Source organism: Acidobacteriota bacterium, from assembly GCA_033549365.1.
In the GTDB taxonomy this organism is placed as follows: domain Bacteria; phylum Acidobacteriota; class Aminicenantia; order Aminicenantales; family Saccharicenantaceae; genus JAWSUF01.
Genome location: JAWSUF010000014.1, coordinates 35241 through 53164, shown reverse-complemented (window position 1 = coordinate 53164; position 17924 = coordinate 35241). Strand labels below are relative to the sequence as shown.

Genomic DNA, 17924 nt, shown 5'->3' with positions numbered 1-17924 from the left:
CCGCTCCTTCAGGCATTGTCAAGGACAGGCCTTTACAGGCCTTGCCTTTTTTATTAGACTGAATGTCAGGGAGGCTATGGTTTTCCGGATAAAATGATGAACGCCCCAAGTCTTGACTATCCGGTCGTCACCCTGGACAACCGCGTGCTTCTCCCCGCCGGAACCAGGCTGACTCCGGAAACCCTTCTGGAATTGATCGCATCCAACTCGGACGCGCCCTATCGAAAGCTGCCTTTCCTGGGGTTCGACGACATCCATAAGGATATCGTCCTTCTTCTCTATGAACCCCCCTATTCCCGAATTTTCCGGGAGGAGGAACAGCGCTTCGCCCTGGGTCTCATGGGAAAAATGCACGTGATCACACCCGTTCTGGATGTCATCGCTCATCTCAAGGCATGTGATTCCTACACCTATCGGCACCTGCTCATGGTCTTCGCCTTGTCGACGATCCTGGTCCGGGACCTGATGACGAAATCCGAAGACTGGATCGCCGAAGCCATGGCCGGAACCCTCCACGATATCGGGAAAATCTGCATTCCTCTCAACGTCCTGAAAAAGACTCAACCTCTGTCCAGAACGGAAAAAAACATCCTCGAGCATCACGCCCTGGCCGGTTTTGTGCTTCTCAGTTATTACCTGCGCAACCCCCGGAGTTTCCCGGCCCGGGTCGCCGCTGAACATCATGAACGGCGGGACGGATCCGGCTATCCCCTGGGAATCCCCCTGAAAAACAGGATGGTCGAAATCATCGCCGCCTGCGACGTTTATGACGCGCTGCTTTCTCCCCGGCCGTACCGGCCGACTCCCTATAACAACCGGACGGCCCTCGAAGTGCTCACGGATATGGCCGGGAGCGGAAAGCTGAGCTTGGAAGTCGTTCAGGCCCTGGTTGCGCATAACCGCAAGGACCGCCCCGGTTTCCGGGATTGCGTGGTTTCCGCCGAGAAACGGGGAATCCCGCCGCCGGACAACCTCTACGGAACCGTCGCGGAAGATTGACGGCGTCCGAAGCGGGGCTAGCGCCCCTTCGCACGCTTCCGCCGCCGACGGACATACCACCAAATTGCAAGGGAAGCCGGCCGCTTTTTTTGCTATAATCGATACTTCGCATGTCATGAATATTTATTGAAAGGCGGACTCATGAAACAACGCGCGCTTCTTCTCGCCATCATCGCGATTTTTCTTTTTTCCTCGGCGGGCGCTCCGAAAAGCCAACCCGCGGCGCAAGCCGGCGGCGATCCCGTCATTGAAAAGATCATCGAACTCGGCACGACCGACAACCGGGTCATGCTCTGGAGCGATATCGCCGCCAACCGTTTCGGCGGCCGGGAGTCGGGCACAAACGCCTACAACGACGCCGCCGAATGGGCGGCCCGGCAGTTCGCCCAGTGGGGGCTCGAAGTCGAACTCGACGAGGCCGGAGAAGTGCCCGTTGGTTTCAACCGCGGGCCCTGGTTCGGGAAAATGGTCGTCCCGGCGGAAAAAACGCTCTTTTTCGGAACCCCCAGCTTCACGGCCGGGACAAAAGGCGTTCAGAGAGGACCGGTCGTCGTCCTGAAGGCCGATCCGTTCTCCATTCCGGGCCGGAACGCAATGCCCGAACAGGTCGAAAAGAAGCGCACCGCCGTCGAGGAGGCTATCGCCGAGGTCCGCGCCGACCCGGCCGCATTCAAAGGCGCCTGGGTCCTGATAGCCGGAGAAAACTCGGGATTCGCCCGCGACGGCCGCCGGAACACCCCGGAGTACGCCGACTCTCAATTGATGCCTCCGCTCACCGCGACGCTTCTCGAGGCCGGCGCTCTCGGCACCATCCAGTCGTCGAAGACCATGCCGTTCCGGATGATGGACGGCTTCGTCGAATCCTGGGACAAGCTCCCCGACCTGCCGGACATCAAGCTGGCCGAGGACCAATTCAACGAAATCAAGGCTCTCGTCGAGAAGGGCGAGCGGGTCGAGCTCGAGTTCGATATCCGGAACTGGTTCAAGATGGGGCCGGTCAAATTCCATAACGTCGTCGCGACTCTCCGGGGCAGCGAATATCCCGATGAGCACGTCGTCCTCGGCGGCCATTTCGACTGCTTCAGCACCGCAACCGGGGCCGTCGATGACAGTTCCGGATTCGCGCCGGCCATGGAGGCCGTCCGGCTGATCCGGGAGGCCGGCGGACGGCCGAAGAGATCCATCACCGTCATTCTTTTCGCGGCCGAGGAGATCGGACTGGTCGGCTCGCAGGCCTGGCTGAAAAACCGCCCCGGGATCGCACCGCGGATCCCGATGATGATCAACCGGGACGGCAGTCCGAGCGCCATCACCGGCGCAGTCGTCCCCGAAACCTGGCTCGACGATTTCCGGACAATCACGGCGCCCCTCGAGACGCTCAACCCGAAGTGGCCCTTCCGGCTCGAAAGGGGTCTGCCGCGGGTCCGCGCGACACGTCCGGCCGGAACGGACTCGTCGTCGTTCGAAATGGAGGGCGTCCCGACACTCCGCTTCCGGACCCAGACGGATTACACCTACACCCGCGCCTGGCATACGCTTTACGACCTTTACAACGAGCTCGTTCCCTATACGGAACATCAGCGGCACACCGCGCTCGTGACGGCCGTCGTCGCCTACGGCGCGGCGAATCTCGAACCGCCTCTGCCGAGGGAAGGCGTCTACCTGGCCGACGGCCTTTACGCCGAAATCAGTTTCGCGGACGCCGAAGCGCCGATCCAAATCACCGTCGATCTCGATTTTAAAAACGCACCTCTCCAGACGGCGAACTTCATCCGCATCATTGAAGGCAAGAGCGAGGACCGGCCGGGCGGCGGCGCCGGACAGCGCCCCGGAGGACCTCCGGGCGCAGGGCCGAGGCCCGAAGTCCCGCCCATTGGAACGATCGAGATCCGGGACGGCCTTGTCGCCGGGCTCATTGTCTCCGACGCTCAGAAATCCATGGCCGTGACCGAGCTGGCGCTCACCGCGAATCCGGCGACCCAACACGACGCCGCGGGCGTTCTGGGTGTTTCCGGCCCAAACGCCTTTCACCTGACGCTCGGGGCGCGCACCGACCTCGACGACAAAACGACCGCGATCGGACGGACGATCGCCGGGCTCGATCTCCTGAAGACCTTGAAGACGGGAGACGCGATCCGCAGCATCCGCATCGTCCGCGTGGGACAGGCGGCGCAGGATTTCAAGACGGACGACGAGACGTTTCGTAAGCTGCTCGACGCAGGGAAATAGGGGCCGATGAAACGGATAAACGGGAGCGGCCGCATTATCGCCGGACTCATGGTCTGCCTGGCCCTGACCGTCTCTCCCCTTTTGTCTCTCCCGCCCGGAGACGGAGACATGGGAGGCGCGGGCCATCGGGCGGGCGGAGAGACACCCGCGGACATTCCGCGAACCGGAGATCCGAAGGGTGAAACGGCGGCCGCCGAGGACGGACAGCCAGCGAAAAAACCCGTCGTCGATCGCGATGCGCCGGCTCTCCTGAGACTGGGGCCGATTCTCTTCTACGACACCGACGCCGGTCTGGGATACGGCGGCCGGATCTTTCTGCGGAGCGCCCTGCGTTTCACGGAATCCTTCGATCTTCTCGTCTATCATACGGACAAGGGCGACCGCCGCATCCGGTTCGCCGCATCCTGGCCCGATGCCGAATTGAGGCGGGGGAAAACCTATCCCTTCGCCTTCGACCTCCTCTACGACTTCGAAAAGACGGCCGAAACCGCCTTTTTCGGCGTGGGCGGCGGATCGAAGTTCGAGGACCGGGAATTCTACGTCCGGGAGCCCTCGGAAATCTCCGCCGTTTTCAGCCACGGCCTCTCGGCTCGAACGCATGTCCGTTTCGGATGGCGCTACCGGAGCGTCGTGAATTCGGAGTTTTCTCCGGATTCGCATCTGGCCGTCCGGCCGCCGGCTTCCAACGCCTCCAAAGCGGCCTGGCCCTCATATTTCGTCGGGTTCGTTTACGACAGCCGGAACAGCGTCATCCATCCCTCCGGCGGCATTTTCGCGAACGTGGAAATCGACCGCGCGCCCGGCCTTGAGGGCGAAAGCATCTCTTTTGTGAAGCTCGGCGCCCGGTTCCGCTATTTCAAGGTCCTGCTGCAACCGCGGACGATTCTCGCCGTACGCATCTGGGGCCAAACCCTTTTCGGAACAAACCTTCCCGTTCAAACTCTTCTGACTCTCGGCGGCCGGGACACGCTGAGGGGCTCGGCACGATTCCGCTTTTTGGACCAAACCTTCCTGCTTCTGAACACGGAACTTCGAATCCCGGTCTACCGGCGGATCGGAGCGATCCTGGGGCTTGATGCCGGCAGGGTCTGGGCCTCTCCCGGGAAAATCGATGGGCGCGGCTGGACAGTGAATCCAGTCTTCGGCCTGCGCTTCATCGCCGACGACTTTGTCGTCCGGGCCGACGTCGGCCTCGGCCGCGACGGGACCGGTCTCTACCTCACCGCCGGCCACATGTTCTAGCCTTAAATTTCTCTTAAGACCGTGGGATCAAGCCGGAAAAACCCCGACATGGTAAAGGCTTCCGCGGGACGCAGGGGGGATCCCGGAGCAAGCCGTCGGAGGGTTGAGCGGGCACGGATCCTCGACTGCAAGTCGAGGAGAGCGAAACCCGGGAACCGGGACTGTACGCAGGCCGAAATTGCCGTTCAGGCAAGGAGCAGATTGCGAAGGCGTAGCATGTCTACGTCAAGCAGGCTGCGACGATGTCGGAATGGTGAGATCGGCATGCCCAAAGGGCGAAAACTCCCGATAAGAAGCAAGAATGAAAACCAGGAGTTTTCGCGTACGGTCCCGGAGCTGGGGTGGACGGGCAATGCCGGGGCCCGGATGCGTCTTGAGAAGGGATTCCCCCGAGTCCGAAGAGAGGAAGCCGCAACGAGTTTCCCGGCTTGACCGACGGGCTCTCCGTCCGTTATGATTCGGCCGGAGGCGCAAAATGGACTACGAAAAGCTGGGTGTTTTTTATCTCGGACGGCCCTACGACATGGCCGCCAAGGAAAATCAGGAGGGACTCATCCTCTATGACTCCAAGAACCTGACGACTCACGGCGTCTGCGTCGGTATGACCGGATCAGGCAAGACCGGGTTGTGCATCGCCCTTCTCGAAGAAGCGGCCATCGACGGCATCCCGGCCATCGTCATCGATCCCAAGGGGGACATGCCCAACCTGCTTCTGACCTTTCCCGAACTTCAGCCCGAGGACTTCCGTCCCTGGATCAACGAGGATGACGCCCGCAAGAAGGGAATGACTCCGGACGACTTCGCCCGGAACCAGGCCGATCTGTGGCGCAAGGGTCTCGCCACCTGGCAGCAGGACGGCGAACGCATCCGCAGACTGAGACAGGCGGCCGACTTCGCCGTCTATACGCCCGGAAGCACGGCCGGACTTCCCGTGTCCATCCTCAAATCCTTCGCCGCACCCTCGGCCGCCGTGATCGAAGACGAGGAAATCCTGAGAGACCGCATCACCTCGACGGCGAGCAGCCTTCTAGGCCTCATCAAAGTCGACGCCGATCCCATCCGGAGTCGCGAACACATCCTGATTTCGACCATCCTCAACGAGGCCTGGCGGCACGGACGCGACCTCAGCCTTGAAGGCCTTATCCACGGCATCCAGACGCCGCCCGTCCAGCAGGTCGGTGTCATGAACCTCGAATCGTTCTTCCCCTCGAAGGACCGGTTCTCCCTGGCCCTCCAGCTCAACAACCTGCTCGCCGCACCCGGATTTTCGGCCTGGCTCCAAGGCGAATCCCTGGACATCGGAAGCCTGCTCTATACGCCGTCCGGCAAACCAAGAATCGCCGTTTTCTCGATCGCCCATCTCGGCGATGCCGAACGGATGTTCTTCGTCTCGCTTCTCCTCAATCAGATTCTGAGCTGGACCCGGTCTCAGCCGGGGACGTCCAGTCTCCGGGCCCTTGTCTATATGGACGAGATCTTCGGGTTTTTCCCGCCCGTCGCCAACCCTCCGTCCAAGGCGCCCATGTTGACCCTCCTCAAGCAGGCCCGGGCCCACGGCGTCGGCATCTTACTGACCACTCAGAATCCGGTCGATCTGGACTATAAGGGTCTGTCGAACACAGGCACCTGGTTGATCGGCCGCCTCCAGACGGAGCGCGACAAAATGCGGGTTCTCGACGGATTGGAAGGCGTCGCGGCCTCCCAGAGCTCACGGTTCGACCGTAAAGGCATGGAGCAGACGCTGGCCGGCCTGGGAAGCCGTGTGTTCCTCATGCACAACGTCCATGACGACGGGCCGTCGATCTTCCAGACCCGCTGGTGCATGTCTTATCTCCGCGGACCGATGACACGAAACCAGATCAAGGTCTTGATGGACGAGAAGAGAGCGGCGACGGCCACCGCTGATTCGAAAGCCCAAGAAACGTTACAGGCGCCTCCTGTTTCCGCACAGGCCGCAACAGCTTCGACCGCCTCCGCCAAACCGTTATCATCAATTCATGATGCCCAGGCTATGACCGCTTCGGCACCCACAGGGACACCTCCGGCCAGAACTCCTGCAGCACCCCCGATGGATAGGAAAATTCGGCTCATGTTGCCCCCAGATATAAAACAGTTTTTTATTCCCGTAAGGGGTCCTCTCGGTCACGGCGAGACTCTTGTCTATGAACCCCGGGTCCTGGCCAACGCCCAGATCGGCTTTTCCCACCCCAAGACGGGAATCCGCACCGTCAGAGAAGAGATCCTAGCAGCCCCAGTGACAGCAGAACCTCTCCCCGTCAATTGGCACAAGGCCTTTAAAATCGAATTCCCCCTGACCGACTTGAAGAAGCCACCAGCGGACCAGGCCGCCTTTATGGATGTACCGTCAATCGCCGCCTCACCCAGGAATTACGATGTCTGGGCCAGAGAACTCGCCGATTGGCTTTACCGGAACCAATCGATCAAGATTTTTCACAGTGCTGACTTCAAATTGGCTTCCGAGCCCGGCGAGTCCGAGCGGGATTTTCGGATCCGGCTTCAGCAGTCGGCCCGGGAACAGCGTGACGCCCTGCTGGACGCCTTGAGGAAGAAATACGCAACACGGCTTGCAACTCTCCAAGACCGCGTGCGGCGGGCCGAACAAACCGTCGACACAAGGGCCCGACAGGCGGGACAACAGAAAGTTCAGACTATGATCTCGCTGGGCTCGACAGTTCTCAGCTCCATCCTCGGCCGAAAAGCCGTCAGCATGTCTACCGTCGGCCGGGCGACGACGGCCGCCCGGGGCGCCGGACGTTATTCGAGAGACAAACAGAGCATCACCGCAGCCAAGGAGAACCTGGAGATCCTCCGTGGACGGCTTCATGACCTCGAAAGTTCAATTGAGGCTGAGGCCGACGCCCTGGCTACACGGACAGATCCCATGACCAAGGAGCTCGAAACTCTGGAGGTGCGTCCCTTCCGAAAAAATATCGCGGTGCCGCTGATCGCCCTGGCCTGGATGCCCTACCGTAAAAGCGCCGACGGGTTCGCGTTTCCGGCCTGGGAATAGCGCCCGCTATCCGATCGTCAGACGGTTGCGGCCGGCCCGATCTGCGCCGCCGGGCGTCGCCGGCCAGAGCGCGCGAAAGACCGCGGAGGCGATCTTGATGTCCTGGACGGCCACTCCGGTCAAGTCGACGATCGTGATCTGGCTTTCCGATGTCCGGCCTTTTTCCCGCCCCGAAATAACCGCTCCCAATTCCAGACAGCGATCTTCCGTGATATGACCCGATTCGAGGGCCTTGTGGATCTCCCCCCGCAGCCGGCATTGGGACAGGCTGTCCGCCACGACGACATCGGCGCGGGCCAGAATTTCCGAATCGAGTTCCTGCTTGTCCGGCGTGTCCGAGCCGACGGCGGTGATATGGGTTCCCGGTCTCAGGTCGGCGGCCGAGAGAAGGGGTGTTTTTGACGGTGTGGCCGTGACAACTAGGTTGCAGGACTTCAGGATGGCCGATGCGTCCGCCGTGGTTTCCACGGAAAAACCCCGGGTTTCCATCTCCCGCCGGTAGGCCTCGAGCTCATCCGGAAGAGGGCCCCAGACCAGGACGTCCCGGCAGTCCGAGATGCGCTTCAGTTCTTCAAGCTGGAGCCGGGCCTGCACTCCCGCGCCGACGATACCAATGCGCTCGACCCTTCGCGGCGCGAAATACTTGGCCGCGACGGACCCCGCGACGGCGGTTCGGACATCGGTCAGATACCCCTCGTCCAGAAGGATGGCGGCGGATTCGCCGGTGTCCTGTTTGAAGAGAAGCATGCAGCCGTTGCCCGACGGCAGGCCCAGGGCGGGATTGCCGTAGAAGCCCGAGGCAATCTTGATCACATAGAGATCCTCTCCGGAAATGTACCCCGACTTGATGTGGACTTCCCCTTTATCCAAAATCAGCTCGCCGACCGGGGGAACAACCGCCCGGCCCTGGGAATAGGCCACGAAGCCCTCCTCGATGGCCGGGAGAAGATCCAGGGACGAAAGAACGCTCCGGATCTCGGCTTTTGTCGCGATCTTCATCCTTTTTTGATTTCCAGGATCAGGTCGCTGATCCGGCCGAGAGCGGGCGTCAGGTAATCATGAGGCAGACCGTAGCTGATGCGGACAAAGCGATCCAGGCCGAAGTGTTCGCCCGGCACGATGAGCACTCTTTTCTCCTCCCGCAGCCGCTCGGTGAACTCCGTGGAGGAAATGTCCAGGCGGTACTTCACGAAGGCGATCGCCGCGGCCCGGGGCGGCGCGGCGCTCAGGATTTCGCCGTGCGTGTTCATCCATTCCTGCAGAACGGGGTAGCCCCGGCGGATGAAGTTGCGGGCACGCTGGATGAGGCGGGGCCGGACGCGAGGGGACAGGGCATAGGCGGCCAGGTGGTTGGAAAGCATCGTGGCGCTCAGGGTCAGGTATTCGTGCCTCGCCCAGAGTTCGTCGATGACCTCGACCGGGCCGACGGCCCAGCCGATCCGAAGGCCGGGAAGGCCGTAGGACTTGCTCAAGCTGCCGACAGCCAGGACCTTGTCGTATTTTCCGTAAAAAGAAGGCGTTTGATCATCCGTCAGGCGCTCGGCTCCGGCATACACTTCATCGGCCAGGATCCAGGCCTCCGCCCGGCGGGCCGCTTCGACGACAGCCTCCATCTCTTCGCTCGTCAGGATATTGCCCGTCGGATTGTTCGGGTTGCAGACCGCAATCAATTTGGTCTTGGCGGTCACCGCGGTCTTCAATCCGTCGAGATCGAGGGCCCAGCCGGTTTTCTCGTCCAGGGAGAAGGTCTTCAGATGGAGATTCAGATTCTTGGCCAGCCCCCAGATCTGCATGTAGTTGGGCAGCATGACCGCGATCTCGTCCCCGGCCGAAAGCAGGCCCCAGAGGATGTCGTAGTTGGCCTCGATGGCCCCGACGGTCACAAGAACGTTTTCCGGGCCCGCCCCGGGATAGAGGGCGGCGATATTCCGGCGGAGCTCCGGAATGCCGTTGGCATGGGCGTAGTCCATTTCGAGCGAAAGCAAGCCGTTCAGCTCGTCCGGGTCGTCCTGAATCAGCTCTTTCAGGGTCAACGGGTGAACCCCGCTCTCCGACAGGTTGTAGTCAACCGCCTTCTCGAACTTCGACATCATCCGTTCCATCACGAAAGGTTGAAATTTGGACATGGTTCGTACCTCCTTCATTAAGGTGACATCGGCGGCGTCTTGGCCCGCCCGCCCATGATCGGGTGGCGTTCGAAGGGACGATTCCGGTCGAAGAGATACCGGTATGTCGCCGACGTCCGATAATTCATGGCCCCCAGGTTTTCGCAGACGTGGAGCATACGGGGGTTGAAGTCGCCGATCCAGGTCAGAACGAGATCGCGGTAAAGACCGGGGGCGGCGATGCGCTTTTCCGTGTGGACGACCATGGCCGCCTCGACGCCCTTTCCCTGGAACTCGCGGACCACGCCGAAGGTGATTCCGGTCATGGTCCTTACGGCCCGGCGCCGTTTGTGCCACAGGAACTTGAGCTTGCCGAGAAGATTGAGATTGCCGTCAAGATGTTTGAAAATCCCATTGAGCTCGGGAAGGTTGATGAAAAACCCGACGGGCCGATCCTTGTGATAGGCGAAAAGCATGATCCTGCGGTCCATGACCGGAGCCATGGCCCGGGTGATCTTGAGGGCGGCTTCGGCGCTCATCGGGCGGTACTCCTCATGATCCGTCCAGGCGTCATTGTAGACCGCACGGAAATCCTCGGCGATCCTTTCAATGGACAATCCCCGCCCGTCGCGGACCTCGAAGCCGGGTTCGGCGGCCAGCCGGTCGAGCTTGGCGTAGAAGACGGGCTGGGCCGGCACGCTCAGCGATCGCTTGAAGAAAAGCTGTTTGTAGTAGATGCGGAAGCCGTAATCCTCGAGAAGCCGGCGGTAATAGGGCGGATTGTAATTCGCCCCATAGACGGGCGGGTCGGTGAAGTTTTCGATGAGAAGCCCCCAGAACATATTGCGCGAGCCCAGGTTGACCGGTCCTTCCATGGCCTCCATGCCCTGATCCTCAAGCCAGTCGCGGGCGGTGTCGAGCAGAAGTCGCGAGGCCGCGGCGTCGTCGATGCATTCGAAAAAGCCCATGCCGCCGGCGGGAAACTTCCCGGCCCGGGCGGTTGCCGGATTGATGAAGGCGGCGATCCGCCCCGCGGCGCTGCCGCCGGTATCGTAAAGAACCCAGCGCCGGGCCGCGCCGGCCTCCAGAAGCTTGTTTTTCCCGGGGTTGAAAACCTTCTCGACATCCTGCTTGAGATGGGGGATCCAGTTGGCGTCGCCTTTGTAGATCCGTCGCGGCAGGCGATGCCAGTCGTGCAAAGGTCTTCCTTTTTCGACGGAGATCAGCCGCATTCCGTCGCTCTTCTCGTCCGGCAATTCCCTCATTCTTCGATCCTGAGAATGCGATAAGTATCTCATTCTACAAGGGAGCGTGCAAGCCCTGAAAGTGATATAATCGGGCGCATGAACATGCCCGGCGTGGTAACCCGCGTCCGGCAGGCCGCCAAACGCCTGCCTCTCATGCCCCGCACCTTCGCCCTCGTCTGGAACGCGGCTCCGGGCTGGAACCTGCTCTGGCTGATTCTCCTGGCCGTGCAGAGCGTCATTCCCGTCGGCATCGTCACACTGACCCGGCTTCTGGTCGACGGTCTGGCGGAAGCGATCGGCGGCGGCCTCGGCTGGGACAACATCCGCGGCCCGGTCCTTGTCGCGGCGGCCATGGGCGGCTTGCAGCTTCTGAGCATGGGGCTTCAGGGTGTGACCGGTTGGGTGACCACTATTCAGGGTGAAATCGTCCGCGATGTCCTGACCCGGCGGCTTCACGCCCAATCCATCGCCCTCGATTACCGGCACTACGAAGATCCGGATTTCTATGACCGGCTTCACCGGGCCCGGGCCGGAGGCGCCGATCTGCCGTTGGCCCAGGTGACGGCCATGGGCAGCATGCTCCAAAGCAGCCTGACGCTTGTGGCCATGACGGCCGTTCTTCTTCGCTACGGTCCCTGGGTGCCTCTGGCGCTCCTCATCGGCACGGCGCCGACACTGTTCATCGTTATCCGGAACAGCCGACGCCTGTACCGGTGGTCGCGGGAGTCGACACCGGAGCAGAGGCGGGTCTGGTATTACGACTGGCTGATCACCGCCCGGGACAATGCCGCCGAGCTCCGCCAGTTCGGGCTGGGAGAGTATTGGAAACGGCTCTATGAACAGCATCGCATCAAGCTCAGGAAGGAGCGTTTGTCGCTCGCCAGGCGTCAGGCGGCCGGCCAGTTCACCGCCGGGGCAATGGGAATGGCTGCGGGTGGAGCGGCTCTGGCCTGGATGGGCCGCGGAGCCATGCGGGGAGCGCTCAGTCTCGGCGACATCGCTCTCTTCGCCCAGGCTTTCAACCAGGGTCAATCCCTCATCCGATCCCTTCTGCAGAACTCGGGGCAGATGTACACGAACCTGCTCTACTTGGGAGATTTCTTCGAATTTCTCGAACTTGTCCCCGCCGACGGAAACGGAAAAGATCTGAAGCGGGATCCTGAGAATGAAAGGAATGGGGCAACCTCTCGTAATTTGCGGCCGGTCGAACTGCGGCTGGAAGGGATCGCCTTCACCTATCCCGGCTCGAAGACGCCGGCCGTCAACGACCTGTCCCTCGACATCGCGGCCGGAAAAATCACCGCCGTCGTCGGCGAGAACGGCGCGGGCAAGAGCACGCTCATCAAGCTCCTGACCCGGCTTCATGAACCGAGCGAGGGGCGGATTTTCTGGAACGGACGGGACATTCGCGATATCCCCCCGGATGAAATCCGGAAACGGACGGCCGTTCTGCTGCAAAACCCGATGCATTATCAGGAAACGGTCGGGACCAACATCCGGCTCGGCAGGCTGGAGGCCGGATCGGAAGATGTGCGCGAGGCCGCCCGGGCCTCGGGGGCGTCCGAGTTCGTGGAGCGACTGCCCCGTGATTACGAGACCCAGCTCGGCCGGATGTTCGAGGGCGGGGTCGACTTGAGCATCGGGGAATGGCAGAAACTGGCTCTGGCCCGGGCCCTGGCCCGGCCGGCCGAAATCTTCCTGCTCGACGAACCGACAAGCGCCCTCGACGCCTGGGCCGAGTCCGACTGGTACACCCGGCTGCGACGGGCGCTCGGCGGACGGACGGCGCTTATCATCACTCACCGCCTGACGACGGCCCAGCGGGCCGACCGGGTTTACGTCATGACCGGCGGCCGGATCGTGGAGTCAGGAACTCCCGAAGCGCTTCTTGCATCCGGCGGGCGATACGCCGAAGCCTGGGCGAGCCAGACCAAGTCATTCGAACCGGTTCCCTCTATCGAGACTTGACCCGCCGGCCCCGGAATCCGAGATCCTTATTTCGCCATCTTGTCAAGCTTCTCCGGGATGGCCAGGACGGCACGGAAAAGATCCACGATCAGGTGACTCAAGGCAAAGAAAATGTAACCGGCAAAAGGCAGAAGGGCGAAGACGAGCACCAGGGGAGCATGCTGCTGGATTTTCGCCCAGGACATCATGGCCTTTAGGTCATTGCCGAACAATCCGATTCCGTCGATCAGCATAAACGCCGTGAAGATCAGGATCCCCACTCCGAACACAACGGGAACCAGACAAATCAGCGCCTTCAGAAAATAGGTGATGATTCCCAGGGCTTCCTGGCCGGCCGACGATTCCTTAACGATTTCCATGGTGATGGTCCGGGGATGGAAGGTGGCCATGGCGAGAAATTCCAGCAGAATAAAGGCGCCCAGTCCGCTTAAAAAGGGCATCAGGCTTCCGGTCCGCACGGCGATAACGATCGAAACGACCAGTGCGACAACACCCAGAATGGCCACGAGAAATGCCACGCATTCCAGAAAAGCCTTCGATGCCAGGCGACTGGGATTGTTCTGGATCAGGGTTCGACCGGCCCCGAGAAAGCGCTGGGCCGTGAACTGGACGACGAATACAAGAAGAACCCACACGATGCCGATAAGAAAGGAATCGAACTTGTTGATGCGGATGGTATAAATCAGGGAAAAGAGGAATCCCAACCCGGCCGCCGCAACCAGTGACCAATGGCCGATGCGCCCCGCCCAGAGCGTGGCGAAATCAAAGACTTTTTCACTGAGGATTCCCTGCAGCCGCACATACGCCTTTTCCAGGATCCTCACACCGAAAAGGTTCATTTCCGCGGCGACGGCGCCTTCTTTTTTTCTGCTCATAGGACCCTCCTTAAAAAATTCGCTTTTTTATTAGGACATATTTTCGTTTTCTTCACAAGCCGCATGATAAATAAGAATTTTTTCAAACTGAAGGAAATTGATAAACCGCGATTTATGAATAAGACGCTCTCGCCCATAACCTGCGGACCCTGTGGGGCTCATTCCGGACGGCTGCCGGCTGATGGCCGTCGCCAAGTCCAACGCCTAAGGCCACGGGCTCTACGATTTCGTCCCGGCCGTCGATCAGCTGGGGGCGGACTGGCTGGGCGTCGATTCCATCGTCGAGGCGGCGACGCTCCGCGAAATCGGGATCGAAAAACCCATTCTCGTTCTCGGATACACGCTTCCGGCCCCGCCTGTTTATCGGCGGCCGCCGCCGCACTTGACATCGCCCGCGGGCCGGAATATCGTCATTGATATGGTCAGGATGAGAATGCACGCCGATTTCGAACGCGCCCCAGGTCCAGGACGGAAGAGGCACATTATTGTACTGGAGGTTTTAAGAATGAAAAAGCCCAAACGCTTACCGCTTACCGCAGCAAGACTTCCGTTGATGTTCAGCATGGTTGTGCTCTTGATGGTGGGGACTGCTTTCGGCGCAAGTGCGGGAACAGTTGTCAATGGCACCCTCGGCGACGTCCGCCTTATTACCGGCGACGTACTCGAGCTTGAGTTCTCAAACCCGGTTTTAAACGATGCCGACGCGCAGGCAACATTTGACATTCTTATCGACGGCAAAGAAGTTGAATGGGAATATCTTTCCTATTTCGCTTTCGGAGACTATGCCGATAAACCTGTTGTTAACGTTCGCTTGAAAAACGCACTGGACATCGGCCAAATCCGCGCCAGATGCCGCGAAAGCGACGCAAACGCCGAATATGACCGTACGGAAGACACCGTCGGACCTCTTGCCGCGTCAAAAATTGCCGTCAAGGCCGGCGAGACGACAAAGGTTCCGACATGGCACTCTTTCTATCTTGAAAGATCTCAGGGTTATATGTCCAGATTCTGGACCCATGCTTCGCGCAAGGCCGGAAACGGCAATGAAATGTCTGTTCTTGGCGACGAACTTGAGAACTTCGGCGGAGATAAGTACGATTTCACAGATGCCGAACAGCCCAAGTATACGGACGAATATGTGGCGAGAATGGTCGGCGAAGGAACAAACAAACTCCTTGGCCGCGCCGAATACATGTCTCTGCCGATGATTTATGCGGGTTACACCGCCTTAATCGTAGGCCCGACTCAGTCAGTTTATGAAGCGCCCGAATACCGCGAACTTTATAAACACGGCGAAACCACGGATACTTTCACCCGCAAAATGATTAAAGCCACCGAAGTTCCCGGTAACTTTAACCCCGAAACGGGCAAATATGTCAAGCCTTACATCGTCGGAACATCCGACGACATTATGCGCCATGACGCACCTATCAAGGCTGACGGAACCCCCGCCGGGAATAACGAAGAATCCGCCCGTCCGAGATCAGACCATTTCTATTTCGGTGAAGCGTTCTTCGACATCGCCTATGAGCTTGCGGTCGTCCAGGGCAGCCGGAAATATCCATTGACGGCGCTCAACAAATCGGACGATTACCGCTTTGACATTCACCTTCAGGAAGCTTATGACAAAGCTAAAAAAGCCGGGATGTGGCCGGGAACGAAAATGATGAAAAGCGTCAAAGACTATTATGTTTACGGCGCGATGGCGTTCCAGGAATTTATTCCCGAAACTCAGCAATTCGAGTCGGAGTCATTCCCCATCAACACACGTATGGAAATCTATGACTATGACTATCCGCTTTATTGGGCGTTATCCGGTATCCACGGAAAATGGTGCTATTGGGCGGGTAAAGGCGCGGGACAAACCTCCAGCGGCTCCACTGACGGATCTAAAGTCAATACTCCGTGGTGGTGGAGAAATCAGCCGGATAATTTCGGCCTTCCCGAAACGTCCGACGGCACAAAGGGTGTCGCTTATGAACCTCTCAAGATTGAGAAAGCTGAAGTCGTATCCAAAAATGAGGTTCATGTTTACTTTAACCGCGAAATAAGCACCATCAGCGCGGTCATGCAAAACAGCGGCAGCGAAACGGCGGTGACAAGCTCCAACTTCAAGATCTATCTTGACGGCAAGGAAGTCCCTTTCACCTCGGTCGTAACGGAAAGAGGGTATTTCTGGAAAGGCATCCGCTTAGTCGCCGCAGAGAGATATCTGGATGCCAATAAACGTTGGAGTCACGGAAATTATACGGATTTGGACAACGGCAGGCCTTATGGTCTCGCGTTCCAGGGCTTTACGCAGAAGGACATTGATGAGCGCAAGATTGATAACGGCGGCTGGATTGCCAACGACCAGCCTGTCGGCGAGAACGCCCTTGACATGGGGACTTATGTTGGTCTTGAAGACGCCATCAGAGATTACGGAGCGGGTCTTGCAGGCAAGGTTGAGGTGGCGTATGTCGGCGGGGGCGACGATGTTCTGGACTGGGACGGCAACGAGCTTGCGAAGGGCAAAGTGAATGCCGAATTCAAACCGTGGATCGGTCATGTTTACAGATCCGCTCTTACAGGCGTTTACATTTACCTCGACACCGCGGTGGCCGAAGAACCTTACTATATGTATACACGCGCGGGTGACAAACAGCCTACTGCGAAAGACGTCGCCATGGCAGCGGGACATCAATATGAGACCCTCCTGACCAACAACAGCCGCAAAACCTATCCGACCAGCTCAGGCGGAGCGGACTTTGACAAGGCGTTCGCTACGGGCAGCGGTGACAACCCAAGCTTCATCCATACCGAGGGCAACTCAAACAGAGCCACAGCTTATTCTTGGAACAACGGAACGGTCACGGTGGGCGCGCAAAGCTTCACCAACGGTCCGGTCACTTATGACAATCCAGGCCAAAGAATCGCTGACGGATTTACACGGCAGAGCGGCGGTATGAAGATTGCCGCGGGTTCTATCATGGGGCATCATAACGGAAGGCAGCCGGACTCCAGCTCTTTGGGCGGCAACGACGTCGGCGAAAGCCTTCGTGTCGAAGGCTGGGGCGGACGTCGGTTCCAGTCCGAGGACGTCGGCGTCCTCAGAGACTATAATTTAAGCCGATACAGAAACGAGTCCCTCGTATTTCACGAAGGCGGACACGGCGTTGACAGCGCTTTACCGATCTACGCCCAAAACATCTATAATGACGTGACCGCGGCCTACGTGACCGCCATAGCTCCCGAAAATGGCCTCAGATATCACAGCGTTGACGGCGTGGCGGTGTACATCGGCAAAAGAGGCGAATATATTGCAACGGGCAATACGTTCTTCCACGGCACCATGCGTGAACAGTTCGAGGGCAAAATTGACCCGACCTGGACGCCTATCTCCAACAGGTATGAATGGAACCGTTATGATCCGTACGGTGTTGAGGCGTTTAAGAGAATGTATGACAACGGCGACCTTAACCTCTGGTACGGAAGCAAAACGAATATGGGTGACCCGGCTTACAGAGTTCTTCTGGAAGACTGGGAGCTCCTCAGAGATCTCGGACAGACCGACCCGGACTACGAATTCGCCAAGGATTGGGACGATGAGAACGACTTGCTTGCCTGGGGCCTGGGCGTACCCGCAATCGCGAGAGAAAATCCTTACACCGGCTGGAAAAACCCGTTGGTCAAATGGGTCTCCTACAGCTCTCCGTCCATCTGGGATATCGAGCCTTATAAAGAGCCGACCAGAACCGACTGGCGCAAGGATATCAAATTTGACTTTGACGGCGGGCATCCTTATTACCCCGGCCCGGTCAGCGATGAATTCCCGAACGGCGAACAGATGTTTGTGAACCTGATTCATCCGTTCCTTACAGAGGATGGCGTTCCCATGCCCGCCAGACCCGCTGAAATTGCGGCTCTCATTGCTCCGGTTGAGGCCGGGATCGTTGCAGGATCACTCCGGATGGTCAGCAAGGTTGTTTTCGAGTTCGAACTTGAAGACGTCAACGGCGAAATAAACATGAATAACGCCATGACCACATTCGGTCTCACGGTTGACGGCGCGAAGACACACTTCTATTTCTGGAAGTTCGATGCGCAACCCGGTGGCCACGCCAAAGTTCAGCTTCGTCTTGAGTGGCCAGTTGAAGACCCGACACTCGAACTCACCGTTATTAAAACCGGCCGGACCGTGACCTCTCCCCGACGCTGAGTGAAGCTCAGCTGACGTTCGCGGCGGAGA

General features: G+C 59.3%; 10 protein-coding genes. 6 read left to right on the top strand and 4 right to left on the bottom strand.

Features of this window, described 5'->3' with window-relative positions; genetic code table 11:
• Positions 1-93 precede the first annotated feature (93 nt).
• The 4 genes from SCM96_14130 to SCM96_14115 all read left to right on the top strand — a co-directional run bounded on the left by SCM96_14130 (position 94) and on the right by SCM96_14115 (position 7501).
• A complete protein-coding gene (locus SCM96_14130) occupies positions 94-999 on the top strand; it encodes an HD domain-containing protein (protein MDW7761759.1) in 906 nt (301 codons plus the stop codon).
• A 141-nt stretch (positions 1000-1140) separates the two neighbouring features.
• Positions 1141-3228: a M20/M25/M40 family metallo-hydrolase gene (locus SCM96_14125; protein ID MDW7761758.1), complete on the top strand. Its 2088-nt coding sequence runs from the start codon at positions 1141-1143 to the stop codon at positions 3226-3228.
• Between the two features lie 6 nt (positions 3229-3234).
• Positions 3235-4470: a BamA/TamA family outer membrane protein gene (locus SCM96_14120; GenBank protein ID MDW7761757.1), complete on the top strand. Its 1236-nt coding sequence runs from the start codon at positions 3235-3237 to the stop codon at positions 4468-4470.
• A 475-nt stretch (positions 4471-4945) separates the two neighbouring features.
• On the top strand, positions 4946-7501 hold the full coding sequence (locus SCM96_14115) for an ATP-binding protein (GenBank protein MDW7761756.1): 2556 nt from the start codon (positions 4946-4948) through the stop codon (positions 7499-7501).
• Positions 7502-7507: 6 nt separating this feature from the next.
• Here the strand turns inward: SCM96_14115 and SCM96_14110 are convergent, their stop codons facing one another.
• Genes SCM96_14110 through SCM96_14100 form a run of 3 tightly spaced genes read right to left on the bottom strand, consistent with a single transcriptional unit; the run spans position 7508 to position 10871 of the window.
• Positions 7508-8500, bottom strand: a complete 993-nt coding sequence (locus SCM96_14110; protein MDW7761755.1) for an ornithine cyclodeaminase family protein — start codon at positions 8498-8500, stop codon at positions 7508-7510.
• Entirely contained in the window at positions 8497-9627 is a 1131-nt protein-coding gene (locus SCM96_14105; GenBank protein MDW7761754.1) for an aminotransferase class I/II-fold pyridoxal phosphate-dependent enzyme, read from the bottom strand. Before SCM96_14105 ends, SCM96_14110 begins: the two co-directional genes overlap by 4 nt.
• A 17-nt stretch (positions 9628-9644) precedes the next feature.
• Complete coding sequence (locus tag SCM96_14100) at positions 9645-10871, bottom strand: hypothetical protein (protein ID MDW7761753.1); 1227 nt, start codon at positions 10869-10871, stop codon at positions 9645-9647.
• A 78-nt stretch (positions 10872-10949) separates the two neighbouring features.
• Between SCM96_14100 and SCM96_14095 the strand changes: the two genes are divergently transcribed.
• On the top strand, positions 10950-12821 hold the full coding sequence (locus tag SCM96_14095) for an ABC transporter ATP-binding protein (GenBank protein MDW7761752.1): 1872 nt from the start codon (positions 10950-10952) through the stop codon (positions 12819-12821).
• A gap of 26 nt (positions 12822-12847) precedes the next feature.
• On the opposite strand, the gene SCM96_14090 is transcribed toward SCM96_14095, so the two are convergent.
• Positions 12848-13696, bottom strand: a complete 849-nt coding sequence (locus SCM96_14090; GenBank protein ID MDW7761751.1) for a hypothetical protein — start codon at positions 13694-13696, stop codon at positions 12848-12850.
• 505 nt (positions 13697-14201) lie between these two features.
• Between SCM96_14090 and SCM96_14085 the strand changes: the two genes are divergently transcribed.
• On the top strand, positions 14202-17894 hold the full coding sequence (locus tag SCM96_14085) for a hypothetical protein (protein MDW7761750.1): 3693 nt from the start codon (positions 14202-14204) through the stop codon (positions 17892-17894).
• The last annotated feature ends 30 nt before the right edge of the window (positions 17895-17924 follow it).